This is a genomic window from Halobiforma lacisalsi AJ5, assembly GCF_000226975.2.
Lineage (GTDB): Archaea > Halobacteriota > Halobacteria > Halobacteriales > Natrialbaceae > Natronobacterium > Natronobacterium lacisalsi.
This window is the reverse complement of record NZ_CP019285.1, coordinates 972,967-999,708: the sequence shown is the minus strand read 5'-3', so window position 1 is coordinate 999,708 and position 26,742 is coordinate 972,967. Positions and strand designations below refer to the sequence as shown.

The 26,742-nt window shown below is 65.6% G+C and carries 25 protein-coding genes and 1 pseudogene; 14 read left to right on the top strand and 12 right to left on the bottom strand.

All coding sequences use genetic code 11. The features are described 5' to 3' along the window. Nucleotides 1-17: 17 nt before the first annotated feature. Nucleotides 18-728 (bottom strand): ribose-5-phosphate isomerase RpiA, encoded by a 711-nt coding sequence (gene rpiA / locus CHINAEXTREME_RS04700; protein ID WP_007141320.1) that lies wholly within the window; start codon nt 726-728, stop codon nt 18-20. 126 nt (nt 729-854) lie between these two features. Here rpiA and CHINAEXTREME_RS04695 point away from each other — a divergent pair, with 126 nt between their 5' ends. Beyond that, nucleotides 855-1,262: a DUF5788 family protein gene (locus tag CHINAEXTREME_RS04695; protein WP_007141319.1), complete on the top strand. Its 408-nt coding sequence runs from the start codon at nt 855-857 to the stop codon at nt 1,260-1,262. A 43-nt stretch (nt 1,263-1,305) separates the two neighbouring features. Next, on the top strand, nt 1,306-1,476 hold the full coding sequence (locus tag CHINAEXTREME_RS21775) for a hypothetical protein (protein WP_007141318.1): 171 nt from the start codon (nt 1,306-1,308) through the stop codon (nt 1,474-1,476). Between the two features lie 30 nt (nt 1,477-1,506). On the opposite strand, the pseudogene CHINAEXTREME_RS04690 reads toward CHINAEXTREME_RS21775, so the two are convergent. The 4 genes and pseudogenes from CHINAEXTREME_RS04690 to CHINAEXTREME_RS04675 all read right to left on the bottom strand — a co-directional run bounded on the left by CHINAEXTREME_RS04690 (nt 1,507) and on the right by CHINAEXTREME_RS04675 (nt 4,591). Beyond that, nucleotides 1,507-1,897: pseudogene (locus CHINAEXTREME_RS04690) on the bottom strand (MaoC/PaaZ C-terminal domain-containing protein). 7 nt (nt 1,898-1,904) lie between these two features. Next, nucleotides 1,905-2,684: an enoyl-CoA hydratase/isomerase family protein gene (locus CHINAEXTREME_RS04685; RefSeq protein WP_007141316.1), complete on the bottom strand. Its 780-nt coding sequence runs from the start codon at nt 2,682-2,684 to the stop codon at nt 1,905-1,907. A gap of 136 nt (nt 2,685-2,820) precedes the next feature. Then, nucleotides 2,821-3,786 carry a transcription initiation factor IIB gene (locus CHINAEXTREME_RS04680; protein ID WP_007141315.1) on the bottom strand — a complete coding sequence of 322 codons (966 nt, stop codon included), beginning with the start codon at nt 3,784-3,786 and terminating at the stop codon, nt 2,821-2,823. A 322-nt stretch (nt 3,787-4,108) separates the two neighbouring features. Continuing rightward, a complete protein-coding gene (locus CHINAEXTREME_RS04675) occupies nt 4,109-4,591 on the bottom strand; it encodes an acyltransferase (RefSeq protein WP_007141314.1) in 483 nt (160 codons plus the stop codon). Between the two features lie 116 nt (nt 4,592-4,707). Here CHINAEXTREME_RS04675 and CHINAEXTREME_RS04670 point away from each other — a divergent pair, with 116 nt between their 5' ends. Both CHINAEXTREME_RS04670 and CHINAEXTREME_RS04665 read left to right on the top strand, forming a co-directional pair. Beyond that, a complete protein-coding gene (locus tag CHINAEXTREME_RS04670; RefSeq protein WP_007141313.1) occupies nt 4,708-5,625 on the top strand; it encodes an ABC transporter ATP-binding protein in 918 nt (305 codons plus the stop codon). Next, nucleotides 5,622-6,914, top strand: coding sequence for an ABC transporter permease (locus CHINAEXTREME_RS04665; RefSeq protein ID WP_007141312.1), 1,293 nt, complete (start codon nt 5,622-5,624; stop codon nt 6,912-6,914). Before CHINAEXTREME_RS04670 ends, CHINAEXTREME_RS04665 begins: the two co-directional genes overlap by 4 nt. A 180-nt stretch (nt 6,915-7,094) precedes the next feature. Here the strand turns inward: CHINAEXTREME_RS04665 and CHINAEXTREME_RS04660 are convergent, their stop codons facing one another. Both CHINAEXTREME_RS04660 and CHINAEXTREME_RS04655 read right to left on the bottom strand, forming a co-directional pair. Next, nucleotides 7,095-7,862 (bottom strand): DUF5518 domain-containing protein, encoded by a 768-nt coding sequence (locus CHINAEXTREME_RS04660; RefSeq protein ID WP_007141311.1) that lies wholly within the window; start codon nt 7,860-7,862, stop codon nt 7,095-7,097. Nucleotides 7,863-7,943: 81 nt separating this feature from the next. Next, entirely contained in the window at nt 7,944-9,200 is a 1,257-nt protein-coding gene (locus CHINAEXTREME_RS04655) for an AI-2E family transporter (protein WP_007141310.1), read from the bottom strand. Nucleotides 9,201-9,301: 101 nt separating this feature from the next. On the opposite strand from CHINAEXTREME_RS04655, the gene CHINAEXTREME_RS04650 reads away from it, so the two are divergent. Both CHINAEXTREME_RS04650 and CHINAEXTREME_RS04645 read left to right on the top strand, forming a co-directional pair. Next, complete coding sequence (locus CHINAEXTREME_RS04650; protein ID WP_007141309.1) at nt 9,302-10,474, top strand: thiamine ABC transporter substrate-binding protein; 1,173 nt, start codon at nt 9,302-9,304, stop codon at nt 10,472-10,474. Nucleotides 10,475-10,540: 66 nt separating this feature from the next. After that, the gene (locus tag CHINAEXTREME_RS04645; RefSeq protein ID WP_007141308.1) at nt 10,541-10,924 is read left to right on the top strand and encodes a hypothetical protein; all 384 of its coding nucleotides are present in this window, start codon (nt 10,541-10,543) and stop codon (nt 10,922-10,924) included. Nucleotides 10,925-10,977: 53 nt separating this feature from the next. On the opposite strand, the gene CHINAEXTREME_RS04640 is transcribed toward CHINAEXTREME_RS04645, so the two are convergent. Both CHINAEXTREME_RS04640 and CHINAEXTREME_RS04635 read right to left on the bottom strand, forming a co-directional pair. Then, on the bottom strand, nt 10,978-12,324 hold the full coding sequence (locus CHINAEXTREME_RS04640) for a tryptophanase (protein ID WP_007141307.1): 1,347 nt from the start codon (nt 12,322-12,324) through the stop codon (nt 10,978-10,980). 473 nt (nt 12,325-12,797) lie between these two features. Next, nucleotides 12,798-13,976, bottom strand: a complete 1,179-nt coding sequence (locus tag CHINAEXTREME_RS04635) for an aspartate kinase (protein WP_007141306.1) — start codon at nt 13,974-13,976, stop codon at nt 12,798-12,800. A 260-nt stretch (nt 13,977-14,236) separates the two neighbouring features. On the opposite strand from CHINAEXTREME_RS04635, the gene CHINAEXTREME_RS04630 reads away from it, so the two are divergent. The 4 genes from CHINAEXTREME_RS04630 (at nt 14,237) to CHINAEXTREME_RS04615 (ending at nt 17,608) form a co-directional block, all read left to right on the top strand. Continuing rightward, nucleotides 14,237-14,680 carry a hypothetical protein gene (locus tag CHINAEXTREME_RS04630; protein ID WP_007141305.1) on the top strand — a complete coding sequence of 148 codons (444 nt, stop codon included), beginning with the start codon at nt 14,237-14,239 and terminating at the stop codon, nt 14,678-14,680. A 180-nt stretch (nt 14,681-14,860) separates the two neighbouring features. Beyond that, on the top strand, nt 14,861-15,913 hold the full coding sequence (locus CHINAEXTREME_RS04625) for an ABC transporter ATP-binding protein (protein WP_007141304.1): 1,053 nt from the start codon (nt 14,861-14,863) through the stop codon (nt 15,911-15,913). Then, complete coding sequence (locus CHINAEXTREME_RS04620) at nt 15,910-16,797, top strand: ABC transporter permease (RefSeq protein WP_007141303.1); 888 nt, start codon at nt 15,910-15,912, stop codon at nt 16,795-16,797. The genes CHINAEXTREME_RS04625 and CHINAEXTREME_RS04620 overlap by 4 nt, the downstream gene beginning before the upstream one ends. 163 nt (nt 16,798-16,960) lie before the next feature. Beyond that, nucleotides 16,961-17,608, top strand: coding sequence for a TetR/AcrR family transcriptional regulator (locus tag CHINAEXTREME_RS04615; protein ID WP_007141302.1), 648 nt, complete (start codon nt 16,961-16,963; stop codon nt 17,606-17,608). 89 nt (nt 17,609-17,697) lie between these two features. Here CHINAEXTREME_RS04615 and CHINAEXTREME_RS04610 read toward each other — a convergent pair whose 3' ends face one another. Further along, a complete protein-coding gene (locus CHINAEXTREME_RS04610) occupies nt 17,698-19,257 on the bottom strand; it encodes a DNA-directed DNA polymerase II small subunit (RefSeq protein WP_007141301.1) in 1,560 nt (519 codons plus the stop codon). A 147-nt stretch (nt 19,258-19,404) separates the two neighbouring features. Between CHINAEXTREME_RS04610 and CHINAEXTREME_RS04605 the strand changes: the two genes are divergently transcribed. After that, the gene (locus CHINAEXTREME_RS04605; protein ID WP_010546416.1) at nt 19,405-20,421 is read left to right on the top strand and encodes a S24/S26 family peptidase; all 1,017 of its coding nucleotides are present in this window, start codon (nt 19,405-19,407) and stop codon (nt 20,419-20,421) included. Nucleotides 20,422-20,511: 90 nt separating this feature from the next. Here the strand turns inward: CHINAEXTREME_RS04605 and CHINAEXTREME_RS04600 are convergent, their stop codons facing one another. Both CHINAEXTREME_RS04600 and CHINAEXTREME_RS04595 read right to left on the bottom strand, forming a co-directional pair. Beyond that, on the bottom strand, nt 20,512-20,979 hold the full coding sequence (locus tag CHINAEXTREME_RS04600; RefSeq protein ID WP_007141299.1) for a hypothetical protein: 468 nt from the start codon (nt 20,977-20,979) through the stop codon (nt 20,512-20,514). Nucleotides 20,980-21,081: 102 nt separating this feature from the next. Next, on the bottom strand, nt 21,082-22,860 hold the full coding sequence (locus CHINAEXTREME_RS04595) for an ORC1-type DNA replication protein (protein ID WP_007141298.1): 1,779 nt from the start codon (nt 22,858-22,860) through the stop codon (nt 21,082-21,084). 1,418 nt (nt 22,861-24,278) lie between these two features. On the opposite strand from CHINAEXTREME_RS04595, the gene CHINAEXTREME_RS04590 reads away from it, so the two are divergent. Genes CHINAEXTREME_RS04590 through CHINAEXTREME_RS04580 form a run of 3 tightly spaced genes read left to right on the top strand, consistent with a single transcriptional unit; the run spans nt 24,279 to nt 26,610 of the window. Next, a complete protein-coding gene (locus CHINAEXTREME_RS04590; RefSeq protein ID WP_007141297.1) occupies nt 24,279-24,917 on the top strand; it encodes an Era-like GTP-binding protein in 639 nt (212 codons plus the stop codon). Between the two features lie 9 nt (nt 24,918-24,926). Next, a complete protein-coding gene (locus CHINAEXTREME_RS04585; protein WP_007141296.1) occupies nt 24,927-25,331 on the top strand; it encodes a DUF2073 domain-containing protein in 405 nt (134 codons plus the stop codon). A gap of 1 nt (nt 25,332) precedes the next feature. Next, on the top strand, nt 25,333-26,610 hold the full coding sequence (locus tag CHINAEXTREME_RS04580; RefSeq protein WP_007141295.1) for an OapC/ArvC family zinc-ribbon domain-containing protein: 1,278 nt from the start codon (nt 25,333-25,335) through the stop codon (nt 26,608-26,610). Nucleotides 26,611-26,742: the final 132 nt, after the last annotated feature.

The following is a 26,742-nucleotide window of genomic DNA, read 5'->3' as shown; positions in this document are numbered from 1 at the left end:
GCGGAACGAAGGGGCCGTCAGTACTCGCGAACCTCGAGACCGTCCTCGCTGCCGACGTACGCCGCGTCCGCCAGGTCGACGAACAGCCCGTGTTCGACGACGCCGGGAATACTCGAGAGCGTCGACGCAAACGTCCCGGGATCGTCGATCGGTCCGAACTCGCAGTCGAGCACCAGATTCCCGTTGTCGGTGACCACCGGCCCGTCCTTGCGCTCGGCCTCCCGCAATGATGGCTCGCCGCCCGCCTCGCGTATGCGGTCGGCGACGACCGGGCGGGCGTCCGGCAACACCTCGAGCGGGACCGACCGCTCGAGTCTGTCGGTCAGTTTCGAGGGATCGGCGACGACGACGAACCGTTCGGCCGCTGCATCGACGAACTTCTCGCGGGCGTGGGCCGCGCCACCACCCTTGATCAGCGCGCCGCGGGCCGCTCCCGGGTCGTCGGCGTCGACGACCTGATCCGCCCCGTCGATCGCCAGGTCGACCGTCTCGACCGCGTCGAGCGTCGTCAGCGGAATCCCCGCCTCGAGCGCGAGTTGTCGGGACTGGAACGAGGTCGGGATCCCCTGTACCTCGAGGCCGTCGGCGACCGCCTCGCCGATCGCCTCGATCGCGTAGGCCGTCGTCGACCCGGTTCCGAGGCCGACGACGTCGCCGTCCTCGACCTCCTCGGCCGCGCGTTCGCCCGCCCGGCGCTTCGCTGTCTCGGTGCCGCCCTCGGTCTTCATGCGTGATCGAGCGGGCGGCGACGGCAAAAACGTTGTACCTCGGCTCGAGATCCCGGTCGGCCCCTCGTTTCCCAGTCTGTACGAATCGTCGACACTGCTTTTCGTCGGTTGCCGTTACCGCCGGGTATGGACGAATCGGAACGGCAGGAGCTACTCGAGGACGTCAATCGCCAGAGCGCGACCGTCGGTCGATCCATTCCCGACACGCTCACGGTCGGCGACGAGGAGTTACCCCTCGAGGAGTTCCTGATCGAGACCCGAAAAGTCGACGGGATCCCGGACGACCTGAAGCCGCTGGTCAGGGATACCCAGCGAAAGTTGTCGCAGGAACGCGAACGGCTCGTCGAGCGCCTGGAATCCGAACCCCTCGAGCGCGAAGCGGCCGAGGAGATCGCCGACACGATCGTCGGCATCGATCGCGCCCTGAACGCGCTTCGGAGCCTCCGCAGGGACGGGTTCGCCGCCGAGACCAAATCGGCCTCGCTGGACGACCACAAGCGATGGGTCGAGTTCATGCAGTCCGTTCGCGACTGATGGAACCCGTACACCGAAGACGACGGCCGCCGTACCCACGCTCATGAACGGGAGAGACGAATCCGTCGAGTGCGAGGGGTGCGGTGCTGTCGTCCCGTTCGAGGACGCCCGACGCGCCGAGACGATGGGCGATCTCGATCCGACGAAGTGGCAGACGCTGTGCTGTCCCCACTGCGGCAGTCGACTGAAGACGGTCTTCGTCGGTGACGAATAGCGAAAACCGTTGCACTCCGGGTCGGCTCCGCTACACGTCGTCCCTCCAGACGACCCCATCGACTTCGCCCGTCAGGACGGTCGTCCCCTCCTCGTTCGTACAGACGAACGAACACTCGAGAACGTACCGGTCGTCGCCGTCGTCGACGGCGTCGGTCGTCCACTCACAGGTAATCCCCTCGCCCGTGTAGACCGGCGCTCTGACCTCCTGTTCTCCGGGTCGCCAGCACCTCGAGGTCGCCGCCGATCGCCGTCGGCAGCGTCGCGGTGAGCAATCCCTGGACGACGAGCCGACCCTCCTCGTCGGGATCGGTGTGGATCGGCTGCTGGTCACCCGACAGCTCGCCGAACTGGCGGACCTCCGCGGTCGTAACCGTCCGTTCGTACGTGTAGACGTCGCCCGCTTCGGGAGGCGAGGTCATCGACGGATCACTCGAACTCGGGGTCCCGATCCTCGAGGAACGCCGTCATCCCTTCGCGCTGGTCAGGCGTCCCGAACAGCCCGGCGAAGGCCCCCTTCTCGTACTCGAGTCCCGCCGGCTGGGTGCTCTCGTAGCGGCGGTTGAGCGCGCGCTTGGCGGACTGGACGGCGAAGGCCGGCTGGGCCGCGATCCGCTCGGCCAGTTCGGCGACGACGTCCTCGAGGTCCTCGTCCGGTACCACCTCACCGACGAGGCCGGCCTCCGCGGCGCTGTCGGCGTCGAGGCGCTCGCCGAGGAAGATCATCCGCCGGGCGGTCTCGTCGCCGACCAGCCGCGGGAGCCGCTGGGTCGCGCCCCAGCCGGGGATGATCCCCAGATCGACCTCCGTGTTGCCGATCACGGCCGACTCGCCCGCCACCCGCAGATCGCAGGCAAGCGCCATCTCGCAGCCACCGCCGAAGGCGTAGCCGTTGACGGCCGCGATCGTCGGCGCGGGGAACGCCTCGAGCGCGTCGGCGACGTCGTGCCCGAGTTCGCCCCAGGCCTGGGCCTCCTCGGTCGAGAGGTCACGCATGTAGCCGATGTCCGCGCCGGCGATGAAGGCGTCGTCGCCGGCACCCGTCAGGACGAGCGCGCGGGCGTCGTCCCCGGCGGCGGCCTCGATCGCCTCGCCCATCGCCTCGAGCGTCGCCACGTCGAGCGCGTTCAGGGCGTCGGGCCGGTCGACGAACAGGGTCGCGACGGTTTCGTCGTCGTTCCACTCGAGTCGAACTGTCTCCCACGACATACGCGAACGGTCGCGGGCGAGTGACAAATCGATTTGGTGTGTAGTTGTAGTGTGGTATGTAGTATCCCTGTACAGGTCGACTCACAGGCAGAGGGCTCGAGGGCTCGAGCCAGGGGATCCGAAGCCGCCGAATACCTCAGTAGACCCCCATCGCTTCGATCTGCTCCTGGTACCGGTTCCGGATCGTCACCTCCGTCACCTGCGCGACCTCGGCGACCTCGCGCTGGGTCTTCTTCTCGTTACACAGCAGCGACGCCGCGTAGATGGCCGCCGCCGCGAACCCCGTCGGCGACTTCCCCGAGAGCAGCCCCTGCTCGGCGGTGGTGTCGATGATCTCCGTCGCCTTCATCTCGACTTCCTCACTGGCCTCGAGGTCGGAGCAGAACCGAGGGACGTACTCCTTGGGGTCGACCGGCTTCATCTCGAGGCCGAGTTCCTTCGCGACGTACCGGTACGTGCGTCCGATCTCCTTTTTCTCGACGCGGGAGACCTCCGCCACCTCCTCGAGGCTCCGCGGGATTCCCTCCTGGCGACAGCCGGCGTAGAGACAGCTCGTGGCGACCCCCTCGATCGATCGGCCGCGGATCAGATCTTCGGTGAGCGCGCGCCGGTAGATCACCGACGAGACTTCCCGGACCGACCGGGGGACGCCGAGTGCCGACGCCATGCGATCGATCTCCGAGAGCGCGAACTGGAGGTTGCGCTCGCCCGCGTCCTTGGTACGGATGCGCTCTTGCCACTTGCGCAGCCGGTTCATCTGGTTGCGCTTCTCCGAGGAGAGCGATCGCCCGTAGGCGTCCTTGTCCTTCCAGTCGATCTGGGTGGTCAACCCCTTGTCGTGCATCGTCTGCGTCGTCGGCGCGCCGACCCGGCTCTTGCTCTGTCGTTCACTGTGGTTGAACGCGCGCCACTCGGGCCCGTGGTCGATGTTTCGCTCCTCGATGATGAGGCCACAGTCCTCACAGATGATCTCGTTGCTGTCGTTGCTGGTGACCAAGTCGGCCGAATCGCATTCGGGACAGGCCCGTTCTTCGCTCTCCGTCTGGTCGGCTTCCGTCGCCGACTCCTCCTCGCGTTCTCGCTGCCGGGGTGACCGAACCATGAATAGCCGTTCGACAAACAGGGCGGAACGCCAATAACGGTTTGTACTCGGCCGTTTACATGTGCCCCCACGAACTGTCTTCCCGCTACCGGGCTGGAGCGGTCGCTGGCGTGCCTTCCTCGTGTCTCGGACGGGTCGATCGATTCAGCAATTAGCCAACAATAACTATCCGGAAAATCGAGCCGAAACCATCCCCAGGACGAGAGGACGATACTGAAACCAGATAGCGAAACAACCGCCTACAGGAATCGGAGCGAAACTCGGGTGAAAGTCCGCGGTGACCGTCCGAGGATCCGTGCGGGTCGTCACCGGTCGAAAACCGTCAACGGTCCAGCCACTCGTCTAAGTCCGCGATCCGCTGTCTGGGTGGACTACCGAGGACGATCTTTTCTGGCCCGACATCTCGAGAGACGGTCGCCCCCGCCGAGACGACGGATCCCTCCCCGATTTCGACCCCAGGGGAGACGACGGCGTTCGCCCCGAGGAAGACTCCCTCGTGCAGGACGATCCGGTCGAAGACGTCCTCCCGGAACGTCATCCCTTCCTCGCTCAACTCGTGTGTCACGCCGACGACGCTACAGTTCGGCCCGATCTGAACGTTGGGGCCGATTTCGGCGTTCTCGACGTACGTGCCCGCATTGATATCGGCGGAATCGCTAACGTGGCTCTTCTTGATAGAACTCCGTTCGTAGATCCGACAGCCGTCGCCGATTTCGGAGTCGTGGACGGTGACGTGTTCGCGTACTTCCGACCGTCCAACGGTCGAATCGACTATCCTGGCCGAGTCGTCGACATCGGAGGGCATAGTTACGCTGGGATCTCCCCCACCTTAGTTTTTGAACCAGTCGGCCGCGATCGGAACCCCGGACCCGTCGCTCAGTTTGGCTGAACCTTTTTGCCCGCCAACGTGGTCCACCCGCTATGCCTACGGGTACCGGGACCGACGCCGGGACGGGAACGGAGACGGGAGAGGGAGCCGCGGTCACCCTCGAGAACGTCCGCAAGATCTACCAGCTCGGCGAGCCCGTCCACGCGCTCGACGGCGTCTCCCTGTCGATCCCTCGGGGCTCTTACACCGCGATCATGGGGCCAAGCGGCTCCGGCAAATCGACGCTGATGAACCTCGTGGGGTGTCTGGACACGCCGACCGACGGGACGGTAATCGTCGACGGGAAAGATGTGACCGCCCTCTCCGAGCGCGAGCGGACCCGCCTGCGGGGGACCCAGGTCGGGTTCGTCTTCCAGACGTTCAACCTGATGCCGCGGCTGACCGCCCTCGAGAACGTTGCCCTGCCCCAGACGTTTCAGGGCGTGGGCAAGGACGAGCGCCGCGAGCGGGCCCGCGACCTGCTCGCCAGGGTCGGACTGGCCGATCGTGAGGACCACCTGCCGAGCGAACTCTCGGGCGGGCAGCGCCAGCGGGTCGCGCTGGCGCGGGCGCTCGTGAACGATCCGGCGCTCGTGCTGGCCGACGAGCCCTCCGGGAACCTCGATACCGACACCGAGGCCGACGTACTCGACCTCTTCGCGGAGTTTCACGACGCCGGGACGACGATGGTCGTGGTCACCCACGAGCGCCACGTCGCCGAACGGGCCGAGCGGATCGTCCACCTGCTGGACGGGCGGATCGAACGGATCGAGGAACTCGAGGGGGTCGGCGTCGAGGACGATGCCGGCGTCGAGGCGGGGTCCGGAACCGCGTCCGGTCCCGGGCCGAGCGCCGAACCCGAAGCGGAAGCGGAAGCGAGCCGGGAGGGCCCCAAGGACCGCGAGAATCGCGAGAACCGCGAGAACCGCGAGAACCGCGAGAATCGCGAGGACTCCACCGACCGATCATGAACCCGCTCGAGTACCTCCGGATCGCCTGGCGGTCGATCGAGGGACACAAACTCCGATCCGGCCTGACGACCCTCGGCGTCGTGATCGGAATCGCCGCCGTCATCGCGTTCGTCACCCTCGGCGCGAGCCTGCAGGCCGGCATCATCGGCGACATCAGCCCCGACGACCAGCGCAACCTCTACGGCTGGGCCGCCGATCCCGACACGGAAGGCGGCCCGCTGGCCGGAGCCCAGCCGATCTTCAGCGAGTCCGACCTCGAGACCGTTTCGGAACTCGAGGACGTCGACGCGGCCTATGGGTACGCGACGATCCAGAGCCAGGCGGTCTCGAACGGTGACGAACGGGTCGCCCAGGGGGACGGGGTGATCGCGGCCGGCCCCTCCTACGTCCGAGAAAGCAGTCTCGAGGAGGGGCGGCAGTTCGAGATGGGCGAACGCGAGGCGGTCATCAACCCGGCCGCGGCCGACCAGTTCGAGGACAACGTCAACCTCGGCGACGAACTCGAACTGGCGTTCCTGGGCGGGCAGACGGCGACCGTCGAGGTCGTCGGGATCACCGACACCTCGGAGGGGCTGAGTCCATTCGAAGGGTTCGAGTCCTCGCCGCGGATCTACGTGCCGACCGATCCGTATTACGCCGAGCAGGCGGCTGGGTTCGGGTTCGGCGACGAAGGGGGCAGCGAGGGCGACGGGGACGGCGACGGCGACGGTGAAACCCGCTTCCTCGCGATCGTCGTCGAAGCCGAATCCGCCGCCCAGGAGGACGTCGATGCCGCCCGCGACGCCGCGACGACTTACCTCGAGAGCGACGATTCCGACGCGAGCGAGTTCCTCGACGACGACCTCGCGATCACGTTCCAGACAAGCACCGAGTTGCTCCAGCAGTTACAGGACGTACTCGATCTCCTCCAGAACTTCATCGTCGGTATCGCGGCCATCTCGTTGATCGTGGGTTCGATCGGCATCGCGAACATCATGCTGGTCTCGGTGACCGAGCGGACCCGGGAGATCGGCATCATGAAAGCCGTCGGCGCGCAGAACCGCGACGTGCTCGGGCTGTTCCTGACCGAGGCGATCGTCCTGGGCGTGATCGGGGCGATACTCGGCACGGCGCTGGGTCTCGTCGCGGGCTACGTCGGCGCGTGGTACATCGAACTCCCGCTGGTCTACCCCTACGAGTACGTCGCGCTGGCGGTCGCCGTCGGCATCCTGGTGGGCGTCGCCTCGGGGCTGTACCCGGCCTGGCGGGCCGCCCGGACCGATCCGATCGACGCGCTCAGACACGAGTGATATTGCCGGACAAAACAATGCACACACCGATCGCACTCGAGACGCCGTCGCGTTCCGCGACAGGCGTCGAGACGCGATCGAGCGGTTACTGACTTCTGTCCAGGAGCATGAGAGTGGGATCGCTCGCGAGGATTTACTCCGAGAATCGCCGAGGACGGGAGGCTATCGGAACGTCCCGCTCTAGGACTCTCGGTCCTCCCGTCGTTGCCCTTCCGACTCGAGGTTCGGCCGATCGGTGTCCGATTCGGGGTCTGCGTGGTCCGGGTGGTCCGGGTGGTCCGAATCCGAATCCGAATCCGAATCCGGATCCCGCTCTTCCTCCGCTTCCTCGTGCCAGCGCGCCGCCTCTCGCGGAGCGTCGGTACGATCGTTGCCGGTCTCGTCGTCGCGTCGATCCCGACCCGAACGCCTCGCGCCGTCGGTCGCCTCCCGGCGTCGGTTCGCGCGGTCGACCCCCTCGGGGTCCGGCACCTCGTCGAACCGCCCCGTCTCCCTCGAGCGGTTCGCCGGGGCGTCCGTTCCGCGCTCGCGCCGCGATTGCGTCGCCGTCCCCAGTGAGCGACGGGTCCGGGCGTGCTGGCGGGGGTATTCCCGCGCGAGGAAGGCCCCGAGATAGCCACCGAGCGCGGAGAGCCCCACGGTGTAGAGGAATACGAGCGTCGCAAACGCAAGCACCGCGAGCGCGACGAACGCGAACCCCTCTGCCGGGAGGGCGGCGATCCCGAGCGCGAAGCCGAACACGCCGAGGGCGACGAACGCGATCGCGGCGACGGGAACGAACGCGATCAGCCCCGCCAGCGCGCCGACGAGCGCCCCGTCGCGACCGTCCGGTCCCTCGAGAAAGCCAGCGGCTGCCCCGCCGACGATCGTCGAGAACGGGATGAACGAGAGCACGATCCCGACGACCGCTCCGATGAGTGCGTGGACGATGGTTCGGCCACTGTCCATACAGTGTGAACAACTGCCACGAGCAAAAGTGTCGGTGACCGTCCGCGGAACGTGGGCCGGGGAAACGCGACGATTCCGGGGTTAGTGGTTCGCTACCTGCGACCCGACAGCCGCGTCGGCGTCCTCTTTTCCCTCCGACTCCGCGGCGGCGTCCGATTCGGGGGGCAAGTCGCGGTCCGGAGACGAGGGCCCCTCGCGACCGGCGTTGGCGGCGTCGACCGCCGCCAACTCGGCGAACCGAGCGTCGCCGTTGACCTCGTCCGCGAGGAGGTCGACCGACTCGACGAAGACGGCGACGATCAGCGGACCGACGACGATGCCGATCGCCCCGAGGGTGAACAACCCGCCGGTAAAGCCGACGAAGTAGAGGCTTCCCGGGAGCCCGGCCGAACGACGAGCGAGCCGCGGGCGGACTGCGACGTCGGGGAACCAGGCGACGAAGGTAATGCCGAGGACGCCGACCAGGGCGGCCGCAGCGATCTCGCCCGCGGCGACGTGATAGAGCGCGATCGGAACGACCAGCAGGCTCGGGCCGATGATCGGGACGAACTGCAGGATCGCCGCGAACAGCGCGAGCGTAAAGGCCATGTCGTACCCGAGCGCCCAGAACAGCGGGTAGCCGATCACGAGCGTCGCGACCGACGTCGCGAGCTGGAGCACGTAGATCGCGTACAGCGTCTCGCGGGCGCGACGCGCCAGGGCGTAGACGACGTCACGATAGGCGTGGGGCACGGGCGCGATCGCCGCTCGACCCGCTGCGTCGCCTTTCAACAGGATAGCGAACAGCAGGAGGACGAACAGCGCGAACTTGATCGCCAGCACCGGCAGCGAGGAGGCGATCGAGACGGCGACCCCCTGGAGGTAGCCGATCGCCTCGGCCTGGACCTGGGCCGCCCCGAGGGTGTAGGTCTCCTCGAGGACGATCACGGAGAACTCGCGGGGGAGTTCCTCGACGACCGCGATCACCTCTTCGAGCCTGAAATACAGGGTAACGAAGATCGGCGAGAAGACCGCGACCGCGCTCACGAACCCGATTACGGTCGCGACGACGGTCGCCGTCCACTCGGAGAGTCGCCGGCGGGTCAGCCAGCGCTGGACCGGCAGGAGCACGTACGCGACCGTCAGCGCGAACAGGATCGTCCCGAGCACCTCGAGGAGGATGCCGCCCGTGAGGATCCCGAGCGCAGCGACGACGCCGCCGAGCACGTACCGACGGGTTCGGTCGCGGGTGGGGGAAGGGGTGCGAGCACGGTCGTCCTCGTCCCGAGAACCGGGAGTCGATTCCTCCGTCCCGTCCGTGCTCCCGGTGTTTTCGTTTCCGTTCCCGTCCCCGTTCATCGTAGTCACAGCGATGACTATCAGCGAACGGATAAAGTCTTTCGGACGGACCGCCGCTGCAGGGCACGACCCTTATGCCGTCGCGCCGTGAGTCTCGAACGATGAGACGACGGGCGTTCGTCAGGAGAGCGGGCGTCGGCTCGGTCGCCGGGATCGGCGGCCTCGGCGCGTTCGCCGGCTGTCTCACGCGAGACCCCGAAGAGGAGGAAGAAGAGGTCGTTCGGGACGAGAACGAACTCCGGATCGCCACCTACTCCTCGATGGTCACCGGCGAGACCCCTGCGGGAGCGTGGCTCGCCGAGACGTTCGAGGCGGACCGCGAGGACGACGTCGAGATCGTCTGGACGGTCCCCGAGTCCGGTATCGAGAACTTCGTCCGCCGCGCCCAGGTCGGCGCCCGCATCGAGGCCGACCTCTACCTCGGGCTGACGCTGCCCGAACTGGTCTACGTCGACGAGACGCTCGAGGATCGACTGTTCGAGACCCTCCAGCGCGACCGTCTCGAGCGCGACGAGCGCGTCCGCACCGAACTCACAGACGCCGTCGAGGAGCCACACGACCGGCTGCTGCCGTTCGACACCGGCTACGTGACGCTCGTCGCCGACGAAACGGAACTCGGGCCGGAGACCGACGACGACGGGGACGGCGACGGCAATCCTCCCGAGGCGGTCCCGCGGCCAGGGGTTCCCGAAACCTTCGACGACCTGCTCGCTCCCGAGTACGAGGGTGCCCTGCTGGCGCAGGATCCCCGTCGCTCGGACCCCGGCCGGGCGTTCCTGCTGTGGACGATCGCCGAGTACGGCGACGACTTCCTCGAGTACTGGCGCAACCTCCGGGAGAACGGGGTCGGGATACGGGAGGGATGGACCGAGGCCTACCGCGAATCGTACCTCGAGGGCGAGCGCCCGCTGGTCGTCTCCTACTCGACCGACCGGGTCGGGGCGAGCGCGGCCGGGAGGGAACTCCGCCGCCACGCGGTCACCCCTCTCGACGGACAGGGGTACGAGAACGTCGAGTGTGCCGCGGTGTTCGCTGACTCGCCGCGTGCCGAACTCGCCTACGAGTTCCTCGAGTTCCTGCTCTCGCGGCCGGCTCAGCGCGAGATCGCGGCCAGAAACGTGCAGTTTCCCGCCGTCGATGAAGAGCGCGTCGACCTCGAGGGCCGGTTCGACGAACACGCGATCGAACCGGAGGAGGCGGTAACGTTCACCTACGACGACCTGCGCGGGGAGTTCGTCGACCGGCTCGAGGAGTGGGAGGCCGAAATCCCCTAGTACTGATCACGGCGCTGCGAGAGCGCGACGCAGTTTTATGAGGGGGAACGTGGTACGTCGCCGCACATGGCGCTCCAACAGTTACTCGGCGGCGACCCGTCGAAACGCTCGAAGATCTATCTCGCGATCGGCGGCATCTCGCTGGTGAAAGCGATCGCGGTCCGCAAGGATCCCGATCGGTTCCGGCGGGAACTGCGCGACGCCGCGCTGTTTCTCGGCGTTGGGATCGTTCTCCGACAGTACAGCCAGGTGAAAGCACAGAAACGCGAGGAACTCGAGTCCAGTCTCCCGGACTGGCTGGTCGGCTCCGGCGACGGCGGGGCGGGCGGCCCGGGGATCGACACGACGGCCCTCCAGGAGGCCGCGAAGCAGCGCTTCGGCGGTGAAGAGCCCGAACCACAGCCGGAGTCGGGTCTGCGAGCCCGGGCCCGCGGCGTGCTCTCGATGTAGTCGCCGCGAACGCTGCCGGCCGGAGTCAACTCGGAATCGGGGTCAGATCCAGATCAGGGCCCCACCGGCTCGAGTTCCGCGGTGAAGTGGCGAATCTCGGGCATCTCGGGCTCGCTCGCGAGTTCGAGCCCCCGGACGTCCTCGCGTTTCTCGAGGACGGTTTCGACGGTTTCGGCGACGTGTTCGAAGTGTTCGCGGTGGTAGGTGCGACGCGGAACCGCGAGCCGGACCAGTTCCGGCCGGTCGGTGTCGGGGAACGCGAAGCTCCCGAGTTCGACGCCGCGGACGCCGCCCTCCCGATACAGTTCACAGACCAGCGCCTGCCCCGGGAACGTCTCGTCGGGGAGGTGAGAGAGCGCCGCGCCGGCGTCGAGGTAGACGGCGTGGCCGCCCGGCGGCTCGTAGATCGGTGCGCCCGCCTCCGCGAGTAGTTCACCGAACTCCCGGACCCCCTCGACGCGGTCGGCGACGTACTCCCGTTCGACGGCTTCCCGGAGCCCGACCGCGAGGGCGGCGACGTCCCGGCCGGCCATCCCGCCGTAGGTCGGGAACCCCTCGTAGAGGATCGCGCGCTGCTTGCACTGCTCGAAGAGGTCGGCGTCGTCGGTCGCGACGAACCCGCCGACGTTGACGAGTCCGTCTTTCTTGCCGCTCATCACGACCGCGTCGGCGTACCCCAGTTGCTCGTGGGCGATGTCGGCGATCGAGGCGTCGGCGAACTCCTCCTCGCGTTGCTGGACGAAGTAGGCGTTCTCCGCGAACCGGCAGGCGTCGATCACGAAGGTCGCGTCGATCTCGTCGGCGAACTCCCGGACGCGGCGGGTGTTTTCGACGCTGACTGGCTGACCCGCGGCCGAGTTGTTCGTGACCGTCTGGATGACCACCGGGACGCGATCCGGGCCAACCTCGTCGACGAGTTCCCGACCGCGCTCGAGCGAGAAGTTCCCCTTGAACGGCTCCGACGCGGACGGGTCGTGCGCGACGGCGACGGGACAGTCGGCCGGCTCGGCCCCCTGGTTCGCGACGTGGGCCCGCGTGGTGTCGAAGTGGGTGTTGTTCGGGACGACGTCGCCTTCGGAGAGGAGCGTCCCGTAGAGGACGTTCTCCGCGCCCCTGCCCTGGTGGGCCGGAACGACGTGATCGAAGCCCATCACGTCCGCGACGGCCGACTCGAGTTCGTCGAAGCTACGCGCCCCGGCGTAGGCCTCGTCGCCGCTCATCAGCGCGGCCCACTGGCGGTCGCTCATCGCGCCCGTGCCGCTGTCGGTCAACAGATCGACGAAGACGTCGTCCGAAGAGAGATTGAAGACGTTGTATCCCGCCTCCTCGAGGTTGCGTTCGCGTTGCTCCCGTGCGGGAAGCGAGATCCGTTCGACCATCTTGGTCTTGTATCCGACCATACCCCCACTCCGGGACCGCGACAGTTCAAATCGACTGACGGAACGTGGCTACCGGCGGATCTACCCGCGGTGTAAGCGACGGGTCGGGACAGCGATGGACAGGTTCGGACCTCGAGGAACGACGACGAGGTGACTAGACGATGACGGGGTGACTGGACGGCGGACGGCGACGTCACTCGGCCTGCTGCGCCTGTAGAAAAGCCGGCCGACTGAAAGCGGCCGGTCGAACGAGCCCCCTAACGGGCGCGGGAAGACGCGGCGGTGGGCGACCACCGCGGACGATACGTCGGTGGCGGGATACGGCCGGTCACCGGATGGGCGTGACCGTGGCAACGACTGAACCCCCCATCCCGCCAGGTTGAACGTCTCTCTACCGGACAGTAAAACTATCGGCCATCTGAATTATAGCGGCCAGTTATCGGCGAGGGAGTCGGCCTGGGGATCGAGGACTCCCTCGCTCGCCCACCCAGCGATCAGAAGATTTCCTGGGTCACTTCGAGGGTCTGTTCGCGGTCGGACCAGTCGACGAACAGCGCGACGCTGGTCGCGCTCGTGATGACGTCCTGGAGGTGGATGCGCTCCTCGGCAAGCGGCGAGACGATCTCGCTGACGATCCCCGGTCGGTTGGGCAGTTCGCCGCCCGTGACACGGACGACTGCGATCGGCGAGTCGACGGTGACGCTCGAGAGTTCGTCGTGGGCGATGACCTCCCGGTGGAGGATGTTCTCCGCCCGTTCGGCCTCGTCCTCGTCGACGTAGAACGTGACTGAGTCCATCCCGCTGGCGACCGCGTCGATGTTGATGTCGCTCTCCGAGAGGGGTTCGGAGAGCCTGTGGAAGACCCCGGGCTGGTTCCGGATCGCCCGGCCGGCGACGGTCAGGCAGGCCAGCGGCCGCTCGCGCAAGTCGACGAGGTTCTCGAACTCGCCCTCGATGCTGGTGCCGCCCGACAGCAGGTCGCCGTGCTGGTAGTGGACGACGCGAACGTCGAGGTTCCCGTCCTTGTACGACAGCGCCGACGGCGCGACGACCTCTGCCCCGCGGAACGAGAGGTTCCGGAGTTCGTCCACCGAGATTTCGCCGACGTTGCGGGCTCCCTCGACGACGTTCGGGTCGCCGGTCATGACGCCTTCGACGTCGGTGACGATGACGACTTCGTCGGCGTCCATGTACTTGCCCATCATCACGGCCGTCGTGTCGCTGCCGCCGCGGCCGAGCGTCGTGATCGACCCGTCCGGCCCCTCGGCGAGGAAACCGGTGATGACCGGAACCACGTCGTCCAGGTTCTCGGCGATCTCGGCGGCGCGCTTCTGGGTCTCCTCGACGTTGACCTCGCCGTACTCGTCGGTGACGACCGGCCAGTCATCGGATCCGGGCTCTAAGAATCGCGCGTCGATATCGCGGGCAGACAGCGCGGCCTTGAGCATCCGAACGGACGTGCGCTCGCCCATGCTGACGATCTGGGCGCGGTCCTGCTCGTCCGTCTCGAAGGTGATCTCATCGAGGAGGTCGTCGGTGGTCGACCCCATCGCACTGGCGACGACGGCGATCTCGTGGCCGTCCTCGACGGCAGCGGCGATCGAGTCCGCGGCGCGGTTGATCCGGTCGCCGCTTCCGAGGCTGGTTCCGCCGAACTTCGTTACGACGCGCATACCAACACCTCCCGAGCGTGACGAGCGTGACGAGCGTGGCTGTTTCGAGTACCGGTGGCGTGGCTCATACCCCGTCGTTACCCCACCGGGCAAATAACTGTGTCCCCTTAGGCGGATTTTGACCGCCGCTTTCGGCCGATTCGGCCGAACGATCGTTACAGTTCCATCGACGGTCCACCTCGAGAACCGGTCTCCGAAACCGACCGTGCTCCGGACTCGCGGGCTGGATTTATATTTGTGGGTGGCATTGACACACTACGATGAACGTACGGGACGCCCTCGAGGCCGACGCGGACGCGCTGGCGTCGATCGCCGATGCGCCGACGGACGTGATGCGGAATCTGGTGCACGACCGAACGGTCCGCGTCGCGGAGGACGGCAATCACGACCCCAACGTCGACGTCTCGGACTCGCAGTACGACGGTTCGGATCCCGAGGATCTACTGGGGTTTATCAGCTTCGACGCCCGGGAGAACACCGTCCACGTCACCCAGCTCGACGGGACCGACGACGCCTGTAAGCGACTGCTCGCGGAACCCGTTCGGTTCGCCGAGCGCGAGTCGATGGCGGTGGAAGTGCTGGTCTCCCGGGACGCCGACAGGGATACCATCGCCGACGCCGCCGAGGAACTGGGATTCGAACGCCGAGGGAGCGGTCCCCGGTTCAACGGGTCGCCGACGATCCGCTTTCGGATGGAGCCGTAGGCTCTCCGACTGAATCGCTGACTCGAGTCCCGGTGCAGGACGGGACCGGGGACGGCGACTCAACCGAGCACAACGGCCAGTGGCAGCGGAATCGAGAGCGTGAGGACGAACGTGCTCGACACGCCGAGGGGACCACGCTGTTGGGACAACTCATCTCGCGTCAGGTCCAGTAGCAAAGGTATGTCATCACCGGAACCAGAGAGGGCGGCCGAACTCGCTCGAGGCGACGACGACTCCCGCCGAGAGGGGAGGACGGGCCCTCCGATAGCTATCGACGTCGATGGACTCGAACTCGTCTACTCCGACGGGACCGCCGCCGTCAGCGGGATCGACATGGTCGTCCCCAACGGGGAGTTCTTCGGCTTCCTCGGGCCGAACGGGGCGGGGAAAACGACGACGATCAAAGTGTTCGCCACGCTGTTGTCCCCAACGGGTGGGGAGGTCCGAGTCAACGGCTTCGACGTCCGGTCGGAATCCCGCAAGATCCGCGAATCCATCGGCTATATGGCCCAGGAGACGAGTATCGATCCGGAACTCACCGCCGAGGAGAACATCCGATTCGCCTGCGAGGCCTACGGGGTGCCGCGTGGCGAGCGCCCCGAGCGAGTCTCCGAACTGCTCGATCTCGTCGATCTCGTCGACGTCGCCGACAAGCGGGCCGAGGAGTTCTCGGGCGGTATGAAGAAGCGACTGGACGCCGCGACAGCGCTGGTCCACCGGCCGCCGCTGGTCTTCCTGGACGAACCGACGACGGGGCTCGACCCGAAGGCCCGCAACCGACTGTGGGACTACTTCCGGCGCATCAACGACCTCGGGACGACCATCTTCCTGACTACGCAGTACCTCGAGGAGGCCGACCAACTCTGCGATCGTCTGGCGGTTATCCTCGACGGAGAAATCGTCGCCGAGGGAAGTCCAGCGGACCTGAAACGGGAAGTCGGCGGCGAGGTTCTCGACGTGGAACTGGAGGGCGATCAGGCGGCCCGGGAGCGGGCCGCGGCGATCGCACGCGAGTTCGACGCGTTCACGGACGCGTCCGTCACCGAAACCGACGAGGGGATCAGCGTCACCGCGGAGACGGCCCGCCAGCACGGGACCGATTTACTGGTCGCGCTCCGGGACGCGGAGTTGACGGTGACCGGGTTCAACATCCGCGCACCGTCCCTCGACGACGTGTTCCTGGCGATCACCGGCGAGGAACTCGAGACCGACGACACGGAGGCCGAACGATGAGTCTGCCGGGTGCCGACGAAGACACGGCGACCTCGGCAGGGCCGGACGCACGCTCCGGAAACACCTTCGCCGGGGACGCGTGGGTAAACTTCAAGCGGTGGAACCGCAAGGCCGTTCGGAACCCGTTCGTTCTGGTCGTCTCGCTCGTACAGCCGATCATTTTCCTCGTGTTGTTCACGGAGGTGTTCGGGAACGTGGCCGGCGGCGCCGTCAATCGGGGGATTCCCGGGATCAGTTACGAGACGTACCTCGTCCCCGCGATCGCGATCCAGGTCGCGCTCGCGGCGGCCATCACGTCGGGCGTGGGGCTGGTCAACGACATCGAGAACGGAATGTTCGAGAAGGTGCTCGTGACGCCGATGAACCGCACGGCCGTCTTCGTCGGCAAGACCGCCGCGGAGGTGTTCCGGATCGCCGTTCAGATCGCCATCATCCTCGGACTCGGCGTCCTGCTCGGCGCGGAGATCGTCACCGGTATCGCCGGTGCCGTCGGCATCGTCGCGATCGGTATCCTGTTTTCGCTCTGGTTCGTCGCGTTCTCGAACGCACTGGCGATCCTCACCCGGGATCAGGAATCGACGATCATCGGCGCGAACCTGTTACAGTTTCCGCTGTTGTTTCTGTCGAGCGCGTTCCTCCCCCTCGAGACCCTACCGGAGTGGATTCGGACGTTCGCTCGCTTCAATCCGGTTACCTACGGGGTCGACGCCGCACGCTCGCTCATGATCGACCAAGACGTCATGACGGTCGTCGAGGTCTCGTGGTTCGACGGCGCCCTCAACGGCGTCGCACCGGGTGTCGCCGTCCTGATCGGACTCGACCTCGTGTTCGGTGCTATCGCAGTTTATCTGTTGTCCCGTGCTTCGAGTTCCAACGTGAAATGACGAGTTCCACCCACCCGAAGCGCGACTCTCGGTCACTCGACGGCGGTGTCGGCAAGCGTCGAGTGACTGCCGTCGGCTACTCCCAGCACGTGGGGTACAGACGATGCTTCGAGATCGGACGAAGTAATAAGTTATATGCTTCCTGAATGAATATTTATTCACAATGAGTGAACAGGGGCTCTTCGACTGCTCGCCGGACGATACCCACACCCAGATCATGCGAGCAACCTACGAGGCACTGCGGAAACACGGCTACTCGGATCTCACGATTCAGCGCATCGGCGACGAGTTCCCCAAGAGCAAGTCGCTGATCTACCAGCACTACGACGCGAAAGACGAACTGCTCGTGGCCTTCCTCGAGTTCCTCCTCGAGCGGCTCGAGGAGGATATGCCGATCGACGGCGAGTTCGACGACGCCCGGGAGCACCTCCGGACGCTCGTCGACTACGCGCTGCCCGATTCCTTCGAGCCCGAACACGTCGATTTCATGGAAGCGATCGAGGCGCTGCGCGGACAGGCACCCCACGACGACGCCTACCGGGAACAGTTCGCCGCGACCGACGACTTCCATCGGAGCCACGTCGCCGAGGTCGTCCGTGCCGGGATCGACCAGGGCGTGTTCCGAGACGTCGATCCGGAGCGGACCGCCGACTTCATCGTGGCGACGGTCCACGGCGCGCGAAACCAGCGCGCGACGACCGGTACCCACGAACCCGTCCGGGCGGCGCGGGAAGAACTCGAGGCGTACCTCCGAACGCGGGTGTTCGTCGACGACGCGGAGGAATCCGACGCGTCGGCGCCCAAGGAGTAGTCTCCCGACGCTATCGCGTTGGCCACGTGCTCGAGCGACCCACCGGCGCGGCGCTCGAGCGCTCGAGTCACTGAAAAACGGGAGTGTTCTCAGCTGAACTTCTGGACCGTCACGTCCAGCGTATCCAGGTCGACGATCGGCGCGTAGCCGGCGTCCGGGTCGATGTTGACGCTCTTCTGGAAGTCGGTCTGGGCCTGCCAGCAGCCGGAGTTGATCGCCAGCACGTTGTGGTACTTCCCGAAGCCGAGTTTGTGGACGTGACCCGTGTGGAAGATATCGGGCACCTCGTCGATGACGAGGTAGTCCTCCTCTTCGGGCGCGAGCCGCGTGTGGCCCCCGAACTGGGGTGCGACGTGGCGCTTCTTCAGAAGCTGGTACATCGCCCTGTGGGGATCGTCGTAGCTGGCCTTTTCCTCCGGCAGTTCCGCGATGACTTCGTCCAGCGACACCCCGTGGTACATCAGCACCGAGACCCCCTCGAGGGTCACCGTCGAGGGGTTGCTGACGATCCGGGGATCGTGGGCCGACATGATCTCCCGGAGTTCCTCGTCGAAACCCGGCTGGGGCTCGGCGAGCCGCACCGCGTCGTGGTTGCCGGGGATCATGACGATCTCGATGTCGCCCGGCACCTTCTTCAGGTACTCGTTGAACGCCTCGTACTGCTCGTAGATGTCGACGATCTCGAGTTCCTCGTCCTGATCGGGGTAGACGCCGACGCCTTCCACCATATCGCCCGCGAGCAGCAGGTACTCGACGTGCTGGGCCTCCTCGGTGTGGAGCCAGTCGGCGAAGTCGTTCCAGGCCTGGGCCATGAACTCCTCGCTGCCGACGTGGACGTCGCTTATTAGCGCCGCCTGGACGTGACGATCGGCCGTCGACGGCTCGTACGTCCGGGGGACGTCCGGAAAGTACATCGAGTCGACGAACGCGATGCCCGAGTCGTCCGCGAGGGTTCCCTCCATCGCCAGCGCCTCGTCACAGAGCAGTTCGTCGACCAGATCGACGTAGTCCCGATCCTTCATCACGAGCCACGGGAAGGTTCCGGTCGCGTCCTCGAGTTCGATCAGCCAGTGGCCGCTGGCCGTCGACCGGACGTCGTTGACCAGCCCGACCATCGCGACCTCGCTGCCGCCCGGCATGCCCTCGATCGCCGTCGCCGGTCGATGGTTGACCCGACCGCGGAGCTTTGCACCGAGTTTGTCGAGTCGGTCCCGGAACACAGAGACGAAGTCCTCGTACTCGCCCGTCCCAGTGCTCTCGCCGGTCATGTCCCCGACGATCTCGAGCGACCGGAGTTCGGGATCGACCGACCGTCCCGCCCCCGTCAAAGACCCCTCCGTTTCAACTGGAGACGCGTCGACCGATTCGCCTGCTGTGGGTTCGGGAGTTCCAGTTGAAACGGAGGGGTCGGCCGTTTCGGCCGCGGCGTCGGCCGCGGGTCGCGACGCCGGCGACTCGAGCGCCGACAGCGCGGCCTCGACGTGCTCCGTGCGGACGACCAGCGCGTCCTCGGGTAACTCCTCGAGGACCCGCTCTAGGGTCGCATCCGTGTGGTCGGCCGCAGCGAGTCGCGTCACCGCCTCGCGCTCGGCGTTGTAGCCGCGACTCGTGAGTTCGCTAACGATCCGGGCGGGAGCCTCGAGTGGCACACGACTCACGTTGGTGACCGGGGAAAAAAGGGTAGCGAATCGGCGGGCCGTTTCCGGGGCGCGAAACGCGCCGATCGGAACCACCCCGAGCGTCGGGCAAACGATCGAGGGGAAAGTTGATTGCCGCCCCCGGCAAAACCCGTGGCAATGAGCGGTCGAGACGCCGGCGGTTCCGACGAGCGCGACGAGGACGAGCCGTCGTTCGGCGGCCCGTCTTCTGCCGAAACCGAGGCCGAAGCCGAGACCGAATCCGAAGCCGAAACCCATGGCTCGGGTGATCGGCCTCGGACGACTCGGGACCGCGCCGGTGACAGCAGCGACGGCGGGAGCAGAACCGGAACCAGCGACGTCACCATCGAGGACGACGGCGTCGTCCGCTGGTTCCTCCGAACCGACGACGAACCCGCGGTACTCGTCCGCGACGTCCTCAGCAGCGTGGCCATCGTCGCCGTCGTCGGCCTGCTGCTGTTCGCGGTCAGCGGGGTCTGGCCCCCGCTGGTCGCCGTCGAGAGCGGCAGCATGGAACCGAACATGGAACGAGGCGATCTGATCTTCGTCGTCGACGAGGACCGGTTCGTCGGTGACGACTCCGTCGGCGACACCGGGGTCGTTACCCTCGAGAACGGTCAGGGCGACCACGAGAAGTTCGGACAGGCCGGCGACGTGATCGTCTTCAGGCCGGACGGCAGCGAACGACAGACGCCGGTGATCCATCGCGCCCACTTCTGGGTCGATGAGGGCGAGAACTGGGTCGAGACGAAGGCCAACGAGGAGTTCGTCGGCGACGCCACCTGCGAAGAGGTCAGGAGCTGTCCGGCCCGATACGACGGGTTCGTCACGAAAGGCGACGCCAACGATGGCTACGACCAGTACCGGGGCGGCGCGCGAACGGACGTCGTGAAACCGGAGTGGGTCACCGGCAAGGCCACGTTCCGGATCCCGTGGCTCGGCCACGTCCGCCTGTTCTTCGACGAGATCATGGCCGGCACGATCGTGCCTGTGAGCACAGGTACGGGCACCGGAGTCGTCGGCACGATCGGAACGGTCGGCGCTCTCGGGAGCGCGGGGGTCGCCGCCGGCGTCGGCGTCGCGACGCGAGTCCACCACCGGAATCGAAATCAGAAGCGAAATCCGGATCGGAATCAGAATCGGCCCCGGAAGTGACGGCCGAGTTCGTCGACTCGAGAACGCGAGCAGCCGCTCGAGGCGAAACGGAGGGGTCACCGAGAGGGTCGCCGTCCCGCCGACCCGGAATCAGTCCTCGGTCGCGATCTCGAGGAACAGTTCGTCGCCGTCGTACAGCTTTCGTTCGGTCGGGTCGACCGCTTCCCCGTTGATCTCGAACCGGATCGTCGTCCCCCCGTCGCGTTCGTCGTAGGTCGTCCCGTCGAACGTGACGACGTGGTTCCCGTCTGCGTTCTCGTACGCGAAGTGGGGGAGGAGATCGATCGCTTCAGCGAACGTCACCCGCTTGCGTTCCATGAACCACGGTTCGTGGCCCTCGTGGAAGTGAAAGTAGACCGAGGAGTCCTCGGCGTTCTCGGCCTGGAACCGATCCGCCGTGAAGTCGATCGACTCGCCCTCGACGACCACTTCGATCTCCCCGCTCTCGTGGCCATCGATCTCGTCGTCTCGGAAGAATCCGCGGACGCTCGAGAGACACCCCGAAAGCGAGGTGAGGACAATGCTTCCCGTGGAGGCGAGGACGAGTCGTCGTCTCATACGCGAGCGAAGCGACCGCTCGTATATCGATCCATCGATGGGTTCGAACGAGCGGGAGTCTCCTCGAGTCGGCGAGGAAACTCCGGAACGAGCCCTAGGGCCCTAATTCTCGAATCGCGCCTGAACGAACGGTTGCACGTCGTCGATATCGGACAGCCGCGAGTCCGACAGCAGGACCGCCTCGGTCTCCTCGAGCGGCACCGAGAGGCTGATCTCCTTGGTCCGGCCGTACCGGCCCTTCGAGACGACGACGGCGTTGACGATGCCGAGCATGTCGAGTTCGCTGATCAGGTCCGTCACGCGCCGCTGGGTGAGGACGTCGGCGTCGATTTCCTCGCAGAGGCGCTTGTAGATGTTGAACACCTCGCCCGTGTTGATGCTGTGGACGCCGTTTTTCTCGAGCAGGATGATCGCGAAGAGGACCAGTTTCGACTGCGTGGGCAGGGTACGGACGACCTCGACGACGCGGTCGAGTTCGATCTTGTCCTGGGCCTGCCGGACGTGTTCCTCGACGATCGTCTCGGCCTGGGAACGCTCCGCGAGTTCGCCCGCGGTTCGTAGCAGGTCCAGTGCACGGCGCGCGTCGCCGTGTTCCTGTGCGGCGAAGGCCGCACACAGCGGGATGACGTCCTCGGAGAGCGCGCCGCCCTTGAACGCGACCTCCGACCGGTGCTCGAGGATGTCCCGTAACTGGTTCGCGTCGTACGGCGGGAAGACGATCTCTTCTTCGCCGAGCGAGGACTTCACGCGAGGGTCGAGGAAGTCGGTGAACTTGAGGTCGTTCGAGATGCCGATGATCGATACCCGGGAGTTCTCGAGTTCGGAGTTCATCCGCGAGAGGTTGTAGAGGGTGTCGTCGCCGCTTTTCTCGACGAGTTTGTCGATCTCGTCGAGCATGATCACGACGACCCGCTCGTCGTAGTCGACGGCGTCGAAGAAGACGTTGTAGACCCGGTCCGTGGGCCATCCCGTCATCGGGACCTCTTCGAACGAGTCCCGGTCCTCTTGCAGGGAGTCGATCCGTTCTTCGACCTCCACGCGGGAATCGAACGGCGTGGACGCGAGCGGATGATCGGCCGCGCCGTCCCCCCCTCGAGCGTCCTCGAGCGTCTCGTCGGTCGCGAACGCTGCCTCGTCCGCGGGGTCCGCCGATCGGTCGGCGGGCGGGTCCCCGGTCGACCCCTCCGTTTCACCTGTCGAATCGCCAGACGAAGACGTTTCGAACTCTCCAGACGAAATAGAGGTGTTCGGATCGTCGCTGCCCCCCAGCCCCTCGCTCGAGGAGTCGAAGAGGTCGGCGTCGTCACCCCCCGATCGGTTCGTCTCGACCCCGGCGTCGCGTTCAGCGTCGTAGTCGTCGAGTTCCTCGAGGAGGTCCCGCAGCGAGTCGATCCGGTCGTCGATCCGGTCCTTGTTCTTCTCGATGAACTTGTTCGCGAGCTGGGCGAGCACGCGATACTGGGTGTCGGTCACCTCGCAGTTGATGTACTCGACGTCACACGGGACGCTGTACTTCTGGGACGTGCTCTCGAGTTCCTTGCTCACGAACTTCGCGCTGGCGGTCTTCCCGGTCCCCGTCTTCCCGTAGATCAGGATGTTCGACGGGGTCTCCCCGCGCAGCGCGGCGACCAGAATCGTCGCCATCTTGTTGATCTGGTCGCTCCTGTGTGGGAGTTCGTGCGGGGTGTATGACGGTCTGAGAACCTCTTTGTTCTCGAATATCGGTTCTCCGCTGAGCAGATCGTCGAACAATCCCTGTTTCGGTTCGTCTTCGCCGAGGTCGTCCCCGAAGTCGGTCCCGCCGAGATCCGTCGAGAACCCGTCGGTACTCCCGACGTCGACCTTGTCCGGGGCTGTCCTTTCCGTATTGTCGTCTGACATCCGTCGTACACGTACCCCCTGATTTCGAGTGGAATACCGAACCCAAAACCAGGTATATCGAGGTTCCGGTGGGCCAGTGCGGCCCGTCTGCTTTTCAGCCACCCCGGCTCGGGTCCAGTTGATGCAAACGAAACAGAGGAACAGTGAGGTCTTAAATTCTTCCCTTCGTTCAAATCCGTGATCGAAGACCTCCTCGTCGGTCGGTCTACCCCGGGTTTGGTCCTCGAGAACGGTGGGGGACGGGATTTCGTGGAAAAGGACCCATCGTTTCAGGTCGAAACCGAGTTTCGTGATCGTCGATTGATAGCTCGTGGCGAGGACGGGAGTCGTCCGTTCGAGGGATTGCCTCGTTCGTTGGACCAATCGTTGGAGGGAGCGCTATAGTAGCCACTGCAAGTCAGTGCACATCTGATCGCCAGACGGATCGGCGATCAGTGTGTGAATAGTTGCAGTTGTTACTATAGATTGGTCCGAGAAACGGACGCTCGTCTTTGCCGTAGCTGTGGGTGACTCGTCTTTATCGATAGCTGTGGGTGTGGTCTCTGCGCAGGCGCGTGTAGCGCGTATGGACTCGTGGGCTGGTCGGCTGTTCATCGCACTCGAGGTCGGCATCAGTGTCGGCATGGACGTCGAACGAGACCAATTCGACCATTCCCCCAGTCGAGCGCTCGAGGGCGGGAGCCGGGAGAAAACCTGCAGTCGAGTGAGACGTTGTGGGAAAACAGGCCGGAAGGGAGACGCGGCGGATCAACCTGGAACCCTGGAGCGACGGTTCATGACCGAGAGAAAGCGTGGATCGGCGGGGCGAATTGTCCGATCAATGAATGGTCTGCTCGGGAGTTCGCGGACGATCAGGAAAGGTTAGAAATCCGACCGGTCATCGAGAAGCCCCCCCCCACCCCTTTGTTTCAAGTGGAACAGTCCGAGAGGGGGTGGGGGAGGGAGGGGTCTCTAGAGAGACAGGTTTTATTACCTGTTAGCAGAAACAATATCCGCACTCCTAGCAAAATAGAATTTTTACTAGAGGAGTTGTATTTAGTTACTAGTTCGAACTAGAACAGCGTTCTCTAACGGATCGAGTTACTAGAATCCGCTCTTTCCTCGAATTCGGCTGTCTCGAGGGCTCAATCGCTCGCTCGAGTCGAAATCGGGGGTACTCGAGCGTCGATCGGCCGGCCCCATCCCACCGGGGCCTCGACGATCTCCACTTGAAACGAAGGGGTGGGGGTGGTCGATCCTCATTGGGGACTTCTGTCTCGGTACTCGTTGACAGTCCGAGTCACGACCGGAGCTCCGGATCGTAGTACGTATCCTGACAGTTCATATTGTCGTTCTTTCAATACGTTTGACGTAGGCTTAAGTGAATTCAGTTTGTAGTACGCGCAGATGCACCCCGCGGTGCTGGAGGGCCCCTAAGGATGGGACTGTTCACAGAACTCAAAGATAGTATCTCTCGCGCTACGGACCGCCTGTTCTCCGAACAGGAACCGAAACGTATCGGCATCTATGGTCCGCCCAACGCCGGGAAGACGACGCTCGCGAACCGTATCGCACGGGACTGGACCGGTGACGCGATCGGCACCGAAAGTCACGTTCCACACGAAACACGGCGCGCCCGTCGGAAGGAGAACGTCGAGATCGAACGGAACGGAAAGACGGTGACGATCGACATCGTCGACACGCCCGGCGTGACGACGAAGGTCGATTACGAGGAGTTCACCGACGAGATGGACGAGGAGGACGCGATCCGTCGCTCACGCGAGGCGACGGAGGGCGTCGCCGAGGCTATGCACTGGCTCCGCGAGGACGTCGACGGCGTTATTTACGTCCTCGACAGCGCCGAAGACCCGATCACTCAGGTCAACACGATGCTGATCGGCATCATCGAGTCCCGTGACCTCCCCGTGTTGATCTTCGCCAACAAGATCGACCTCGACGAGTCGAGCGTCAAGCGGATCGAAGACGCGTTCCCACAGCACAAGACCGTCCCCCTCTCCGCGAAAGAGGGCGACAACATGGACGAAGTGTACGACTCGATCGCGGAGTACTTCGGGTGAGGTGAGACGATGCCACAAGCAACAGATGCCGACGACGGAGATGCGCCGGAAGACGGCGTCCAGATCGACCTGATCAGCGGCGAACGCATGGAAGGGATGGCGACCATGGAGAAGATCCGGATGATCCTGGACGGCGTCCACGACGGCAACATCGTCATCCTCGAGGAGGGACTGACGCCCGACGAGGAGAGCCGGCTCATCGAAGTGACGATGGCCGAGATCAGCCCGGACGAGTTCAACGGGATCGAGATCGAAACGTATCCCAAATCCGACGGCGGCGACTCGTCGCTGATCGGCCGCATCATGGGTTCTGAAAAGTCGGACGCCAAGCTGACGGTAATCGGTCCGGCGAACCAGATCGAAACGCTTCACAAGGACGAAACGCTGATCAGCGCGCTCGTGTCCCACAACTAAAATGCCACACGAATGTACGAACTGCGGCCGGACGTTCCCCGACGGCTCCAAGGAGATGCTGTCGGGGTGTCCCGACTGCGGCGGGAACAAGTTTCAGTTCGTGCCGTCGGGGTCGCTGTCGGGTGGCGGGACCGTAACCGACACTGAACGCGACGGCGCATCCGGATCGGGATCTCCCTCGAGTACCGGCCCCGACTCGAGCATGGCCGCAGCCGAATCGTCTCCGGGAGCGGTTTCGGACGCCGGGCCCGGCCGGGCTCCACCCGAAACGGGGGGCGACGCGGGCGCGGGGACCGAGGTTGATCCTCAGCCGGACACCGGCGAAACCGAACCCGACAGCGTCGCAGGCCGGGCTGCGGAAACCGTCCGCGAGTGGATGTCGGGCGACGACTCGGACGAGGAATCGGCCCCGGAGGAGCCAATCGACGGAGCCGCGGCTGCTCCCGACGAGGGACGCGACCGCCTCGAGGCGTCGGACCGGCAGTGGCCCGAGAGTGGTCGGGACTCGTCGCCCTCGCCCGGAACCGGAAGGGGGTCGGCGAACTCGAGCACGACGACCAGCGAGGCGGACCGGGCGACGGGAAGAGATGCAGACACGGACGAAGCCACAGACGCCGACGGCTTCACCGAGTGGCCGGATACCGCCCGCCGTCCGGAGGACCGTTCCTCAGCCGATCCAGCGGAGTCGGGTGAGGCCCGCGGTTCGGCCCCGAACCGGTCCTCGAGTGCGTCCTCGTCATCGTCCTCTTCTTCCTCGGCCGGAACCGAAACGTCGTCCCCCTCGGGACCCGCCGCTGGCGACGACGAGACGGATTACACCACGGCGAAACTCGCAGAGAGCGAGAACGACGCCCAGGCCGACGCTCGTAGCGAAGTCGTCCATCGCGACGCGCTCCCGTCGAACGTCGACGCGGACGGCGACCGCGAGTACTACGCGCACGATCCCGGACAGGGGGCGGAACCCGAAACGGACACGGGCTCTGCCCCCCGGTCCGATGACGGCGCAACGGCCGGATCCGCCGGTCCCGACCGCTCGGAAGGAGACCGTCCGCCGAGTGACGGTCGCGTCGTCAGCGAACCGTCCGACGAGGAGCCGTCGATCGAGGACCTTCGCGAGGAACTGAACCAGCAGTTCGAGAGCATCAAGATCGTTCGTCCAGGCCAGTACGAACTCAACCTGATGGAGCTCTACAACCGCGAGGAGTACATCATCTCGCTCCAGGAGGACGGCCGCTACGTCATAGACGTCCCCGACTCCTGGCGAGAAGCCGAGGAGTGATCGGCACCCTTGCGTTTTCGTTCGGGTTCGGCACCGCGGCCCTCTCGAGGTCCTCCGGTTTCGTCGCTCCGTTTCCGAAATCTCTCCCGCTCTCGATTCCTTTGATCGCGGCTGACGCTGCTCCCGGTCCGT

Coding starts and splice junctions, on each gene's coding strand:
- CHINAEXTREME_RS04640 (WP_007141307.1), bottom strand. CDS start 12,324: ATGGTCGGATACAAGACCAAGATGGTCGAACGGATCTCGCTTCCCGCA.
- CHINAEXTREME_RS04695 (WP_007141319.1), top strand. CDS start 855: ATGGACGAATCGGAACGGCAGGAGCTACTCGAGGACGTCAATCGCCAG.
- CHINAEXTREME_RS04650 (WP_007141309.1), top strand. CDS start 9,302: ATGAGACGACGGGCGTTCGTCAGGAGAGCGGGCGTCGGCTCGGTCGCC.
- CHINAEXTREME_RS04635 (WP_007141306.1), bottom strand. CDS start 13,976: ATGCGCGTCGTAACGAAGTTCGGCGGAACCAGCCTCGGAAGCGGCGAC.
- CHINAEXTREME_RS04645 (WP_007141308.1), top strand. CDS start 10,541: ATGGCGCTCCAACAGTTACTCGGCGGCGACCCGTCGAAACGCTCGAAG.
- CHINAEXTREME_RS04660 (WP_007141311.1), bottom strand. CDS start 7,862: ATGGACAGTGGCCGAACCATCGTCCACGCACTCATCGGAGCGGTCGTC.
- CHINAEXTREME_RS04595 (WP_007141298.1), bottom strand. CDS start 22,860: ATGTCAGACGACAATACGGAAAGGACAGCCCCGGACAAGGTCGACGTC.
- CHINAEXTREME_RS04675 (WP_007141314.1), bottom strand. CDS start 4,591: ATGCCCTCCGATGTCGACGACTCGGCCAGGATAGTCGATTCGACCGTT.
- CHINAEXTREME_RS04625 (WP_007141304.1), top strand. CDS start 14,861: ATGTCATCACCGGAACCAGAGAGGGCGGCCGAACTCGCTCGAGGCGAC.
- CHINAEXTREME_RS04665 (WP_007141312.1), top strand. CDS start 5,622: ATGAACCCGCTCGAGTACCTCCGGATCGCCTGGCGGTCGATCGAGGGA.
- CHINAEXTREME_RS21775 (WP_007141318.1), top strand. CDS start 1,306: ATGAACGGGAGAGACGAATCCGTCGAGTGCGAGGGGTGCGGTGCTGTC.
- CHINAEXTREME_RS04590 (WP_007141297.1), top strand. CDS start 24,279: ATGGGACTGTTCACAGAACTCAAAGATAGTATCTCTCGCGCTACGGAC.
- CHINAEXTREME_RS04685 (WP_007141316.1), bottom strand. CDS start 2,684: ATGTCGTGGGAGACAGTTCGACTCGAGTGGAACGACGACGAAACCGTC.
- CHINAEXTREME_RS04670 (WP_007141313.1), top strand. CDS start 4,708: ATGCCTACGGGTACCGGGACCGACGCCGGGACGGGAACGGAGACGGGA.
- CHINAEXTREME_RS04580 (WP_007141295.1), top strand. CDS start 25,333: ATGCCACACGAATGTACGAACTGCGGCCGGACGTTCCCCGACGGCTCC.
- CHINAEXTREME_RS04600 (WP_007141299.1), bottom strand. CDS start 20,979: ATGAGACGACGACTCGTCCTCGCCTCCACGGGAAGCATTGTCCTCACC.
- CHINAEXTREME_RS04620 (WP_007141303.1), top strand. CDS start 15,910: ATGAGTCTGCCGGGTGCCGACGAAGACACGGCGACCTCGGCAGGGCCG.
- CHINAEXTREME_RS04585 (WP_007141296.1), top strand. CDS start 24,927: ATGCCACAAGCAACAGATGCCGACGACGGAGATGCGCCGGAAGACGGC.
- CHINAEXTREME_RS04655 (WP_007141310.1), bottom strand. CDS start 9,200: ATGAACGGGGACGGGAACGGAAACGAAAACACCGGGAGCACGGACGGG.
- rpiA (WP_007141320.1), bottom strand. CDS start 728: ATGAAGACCGAGGGCGGCACCGAGACAGCGAAGCGCCGGGCGGGCGAA.
- CHINAEXTREME_RS04605 (WP_010546416.1), top strand. CDS start 19,405: ATGAGCGGTCGAGACGCCGGCGGTTCCGACGAGCGCGACGAGGACGAG.
- CHINAEXTREME_RS04615 (WP_007141302.1), top strand. CDS start 16,961: ATGAGTGAACAGGGGCTCTTCGACTGCTCGCCGGACGATACCCACACC.
- CHINAEXTREME_RS04680 (WP_007141315.1), bottom strand. CDS start 3,786: ATGGTTCGGTCACCCCGGCAGCGAGAACGCGAGGAGGAGTCGGCGACG.
- CHINAEXTREME_RS04630 (WP_007141305.1), top strand. CDS start 14,237: ATGAACGTACGGGACGCCCTCGAGGCCGACGCGGACGCGCTGGCGTCG.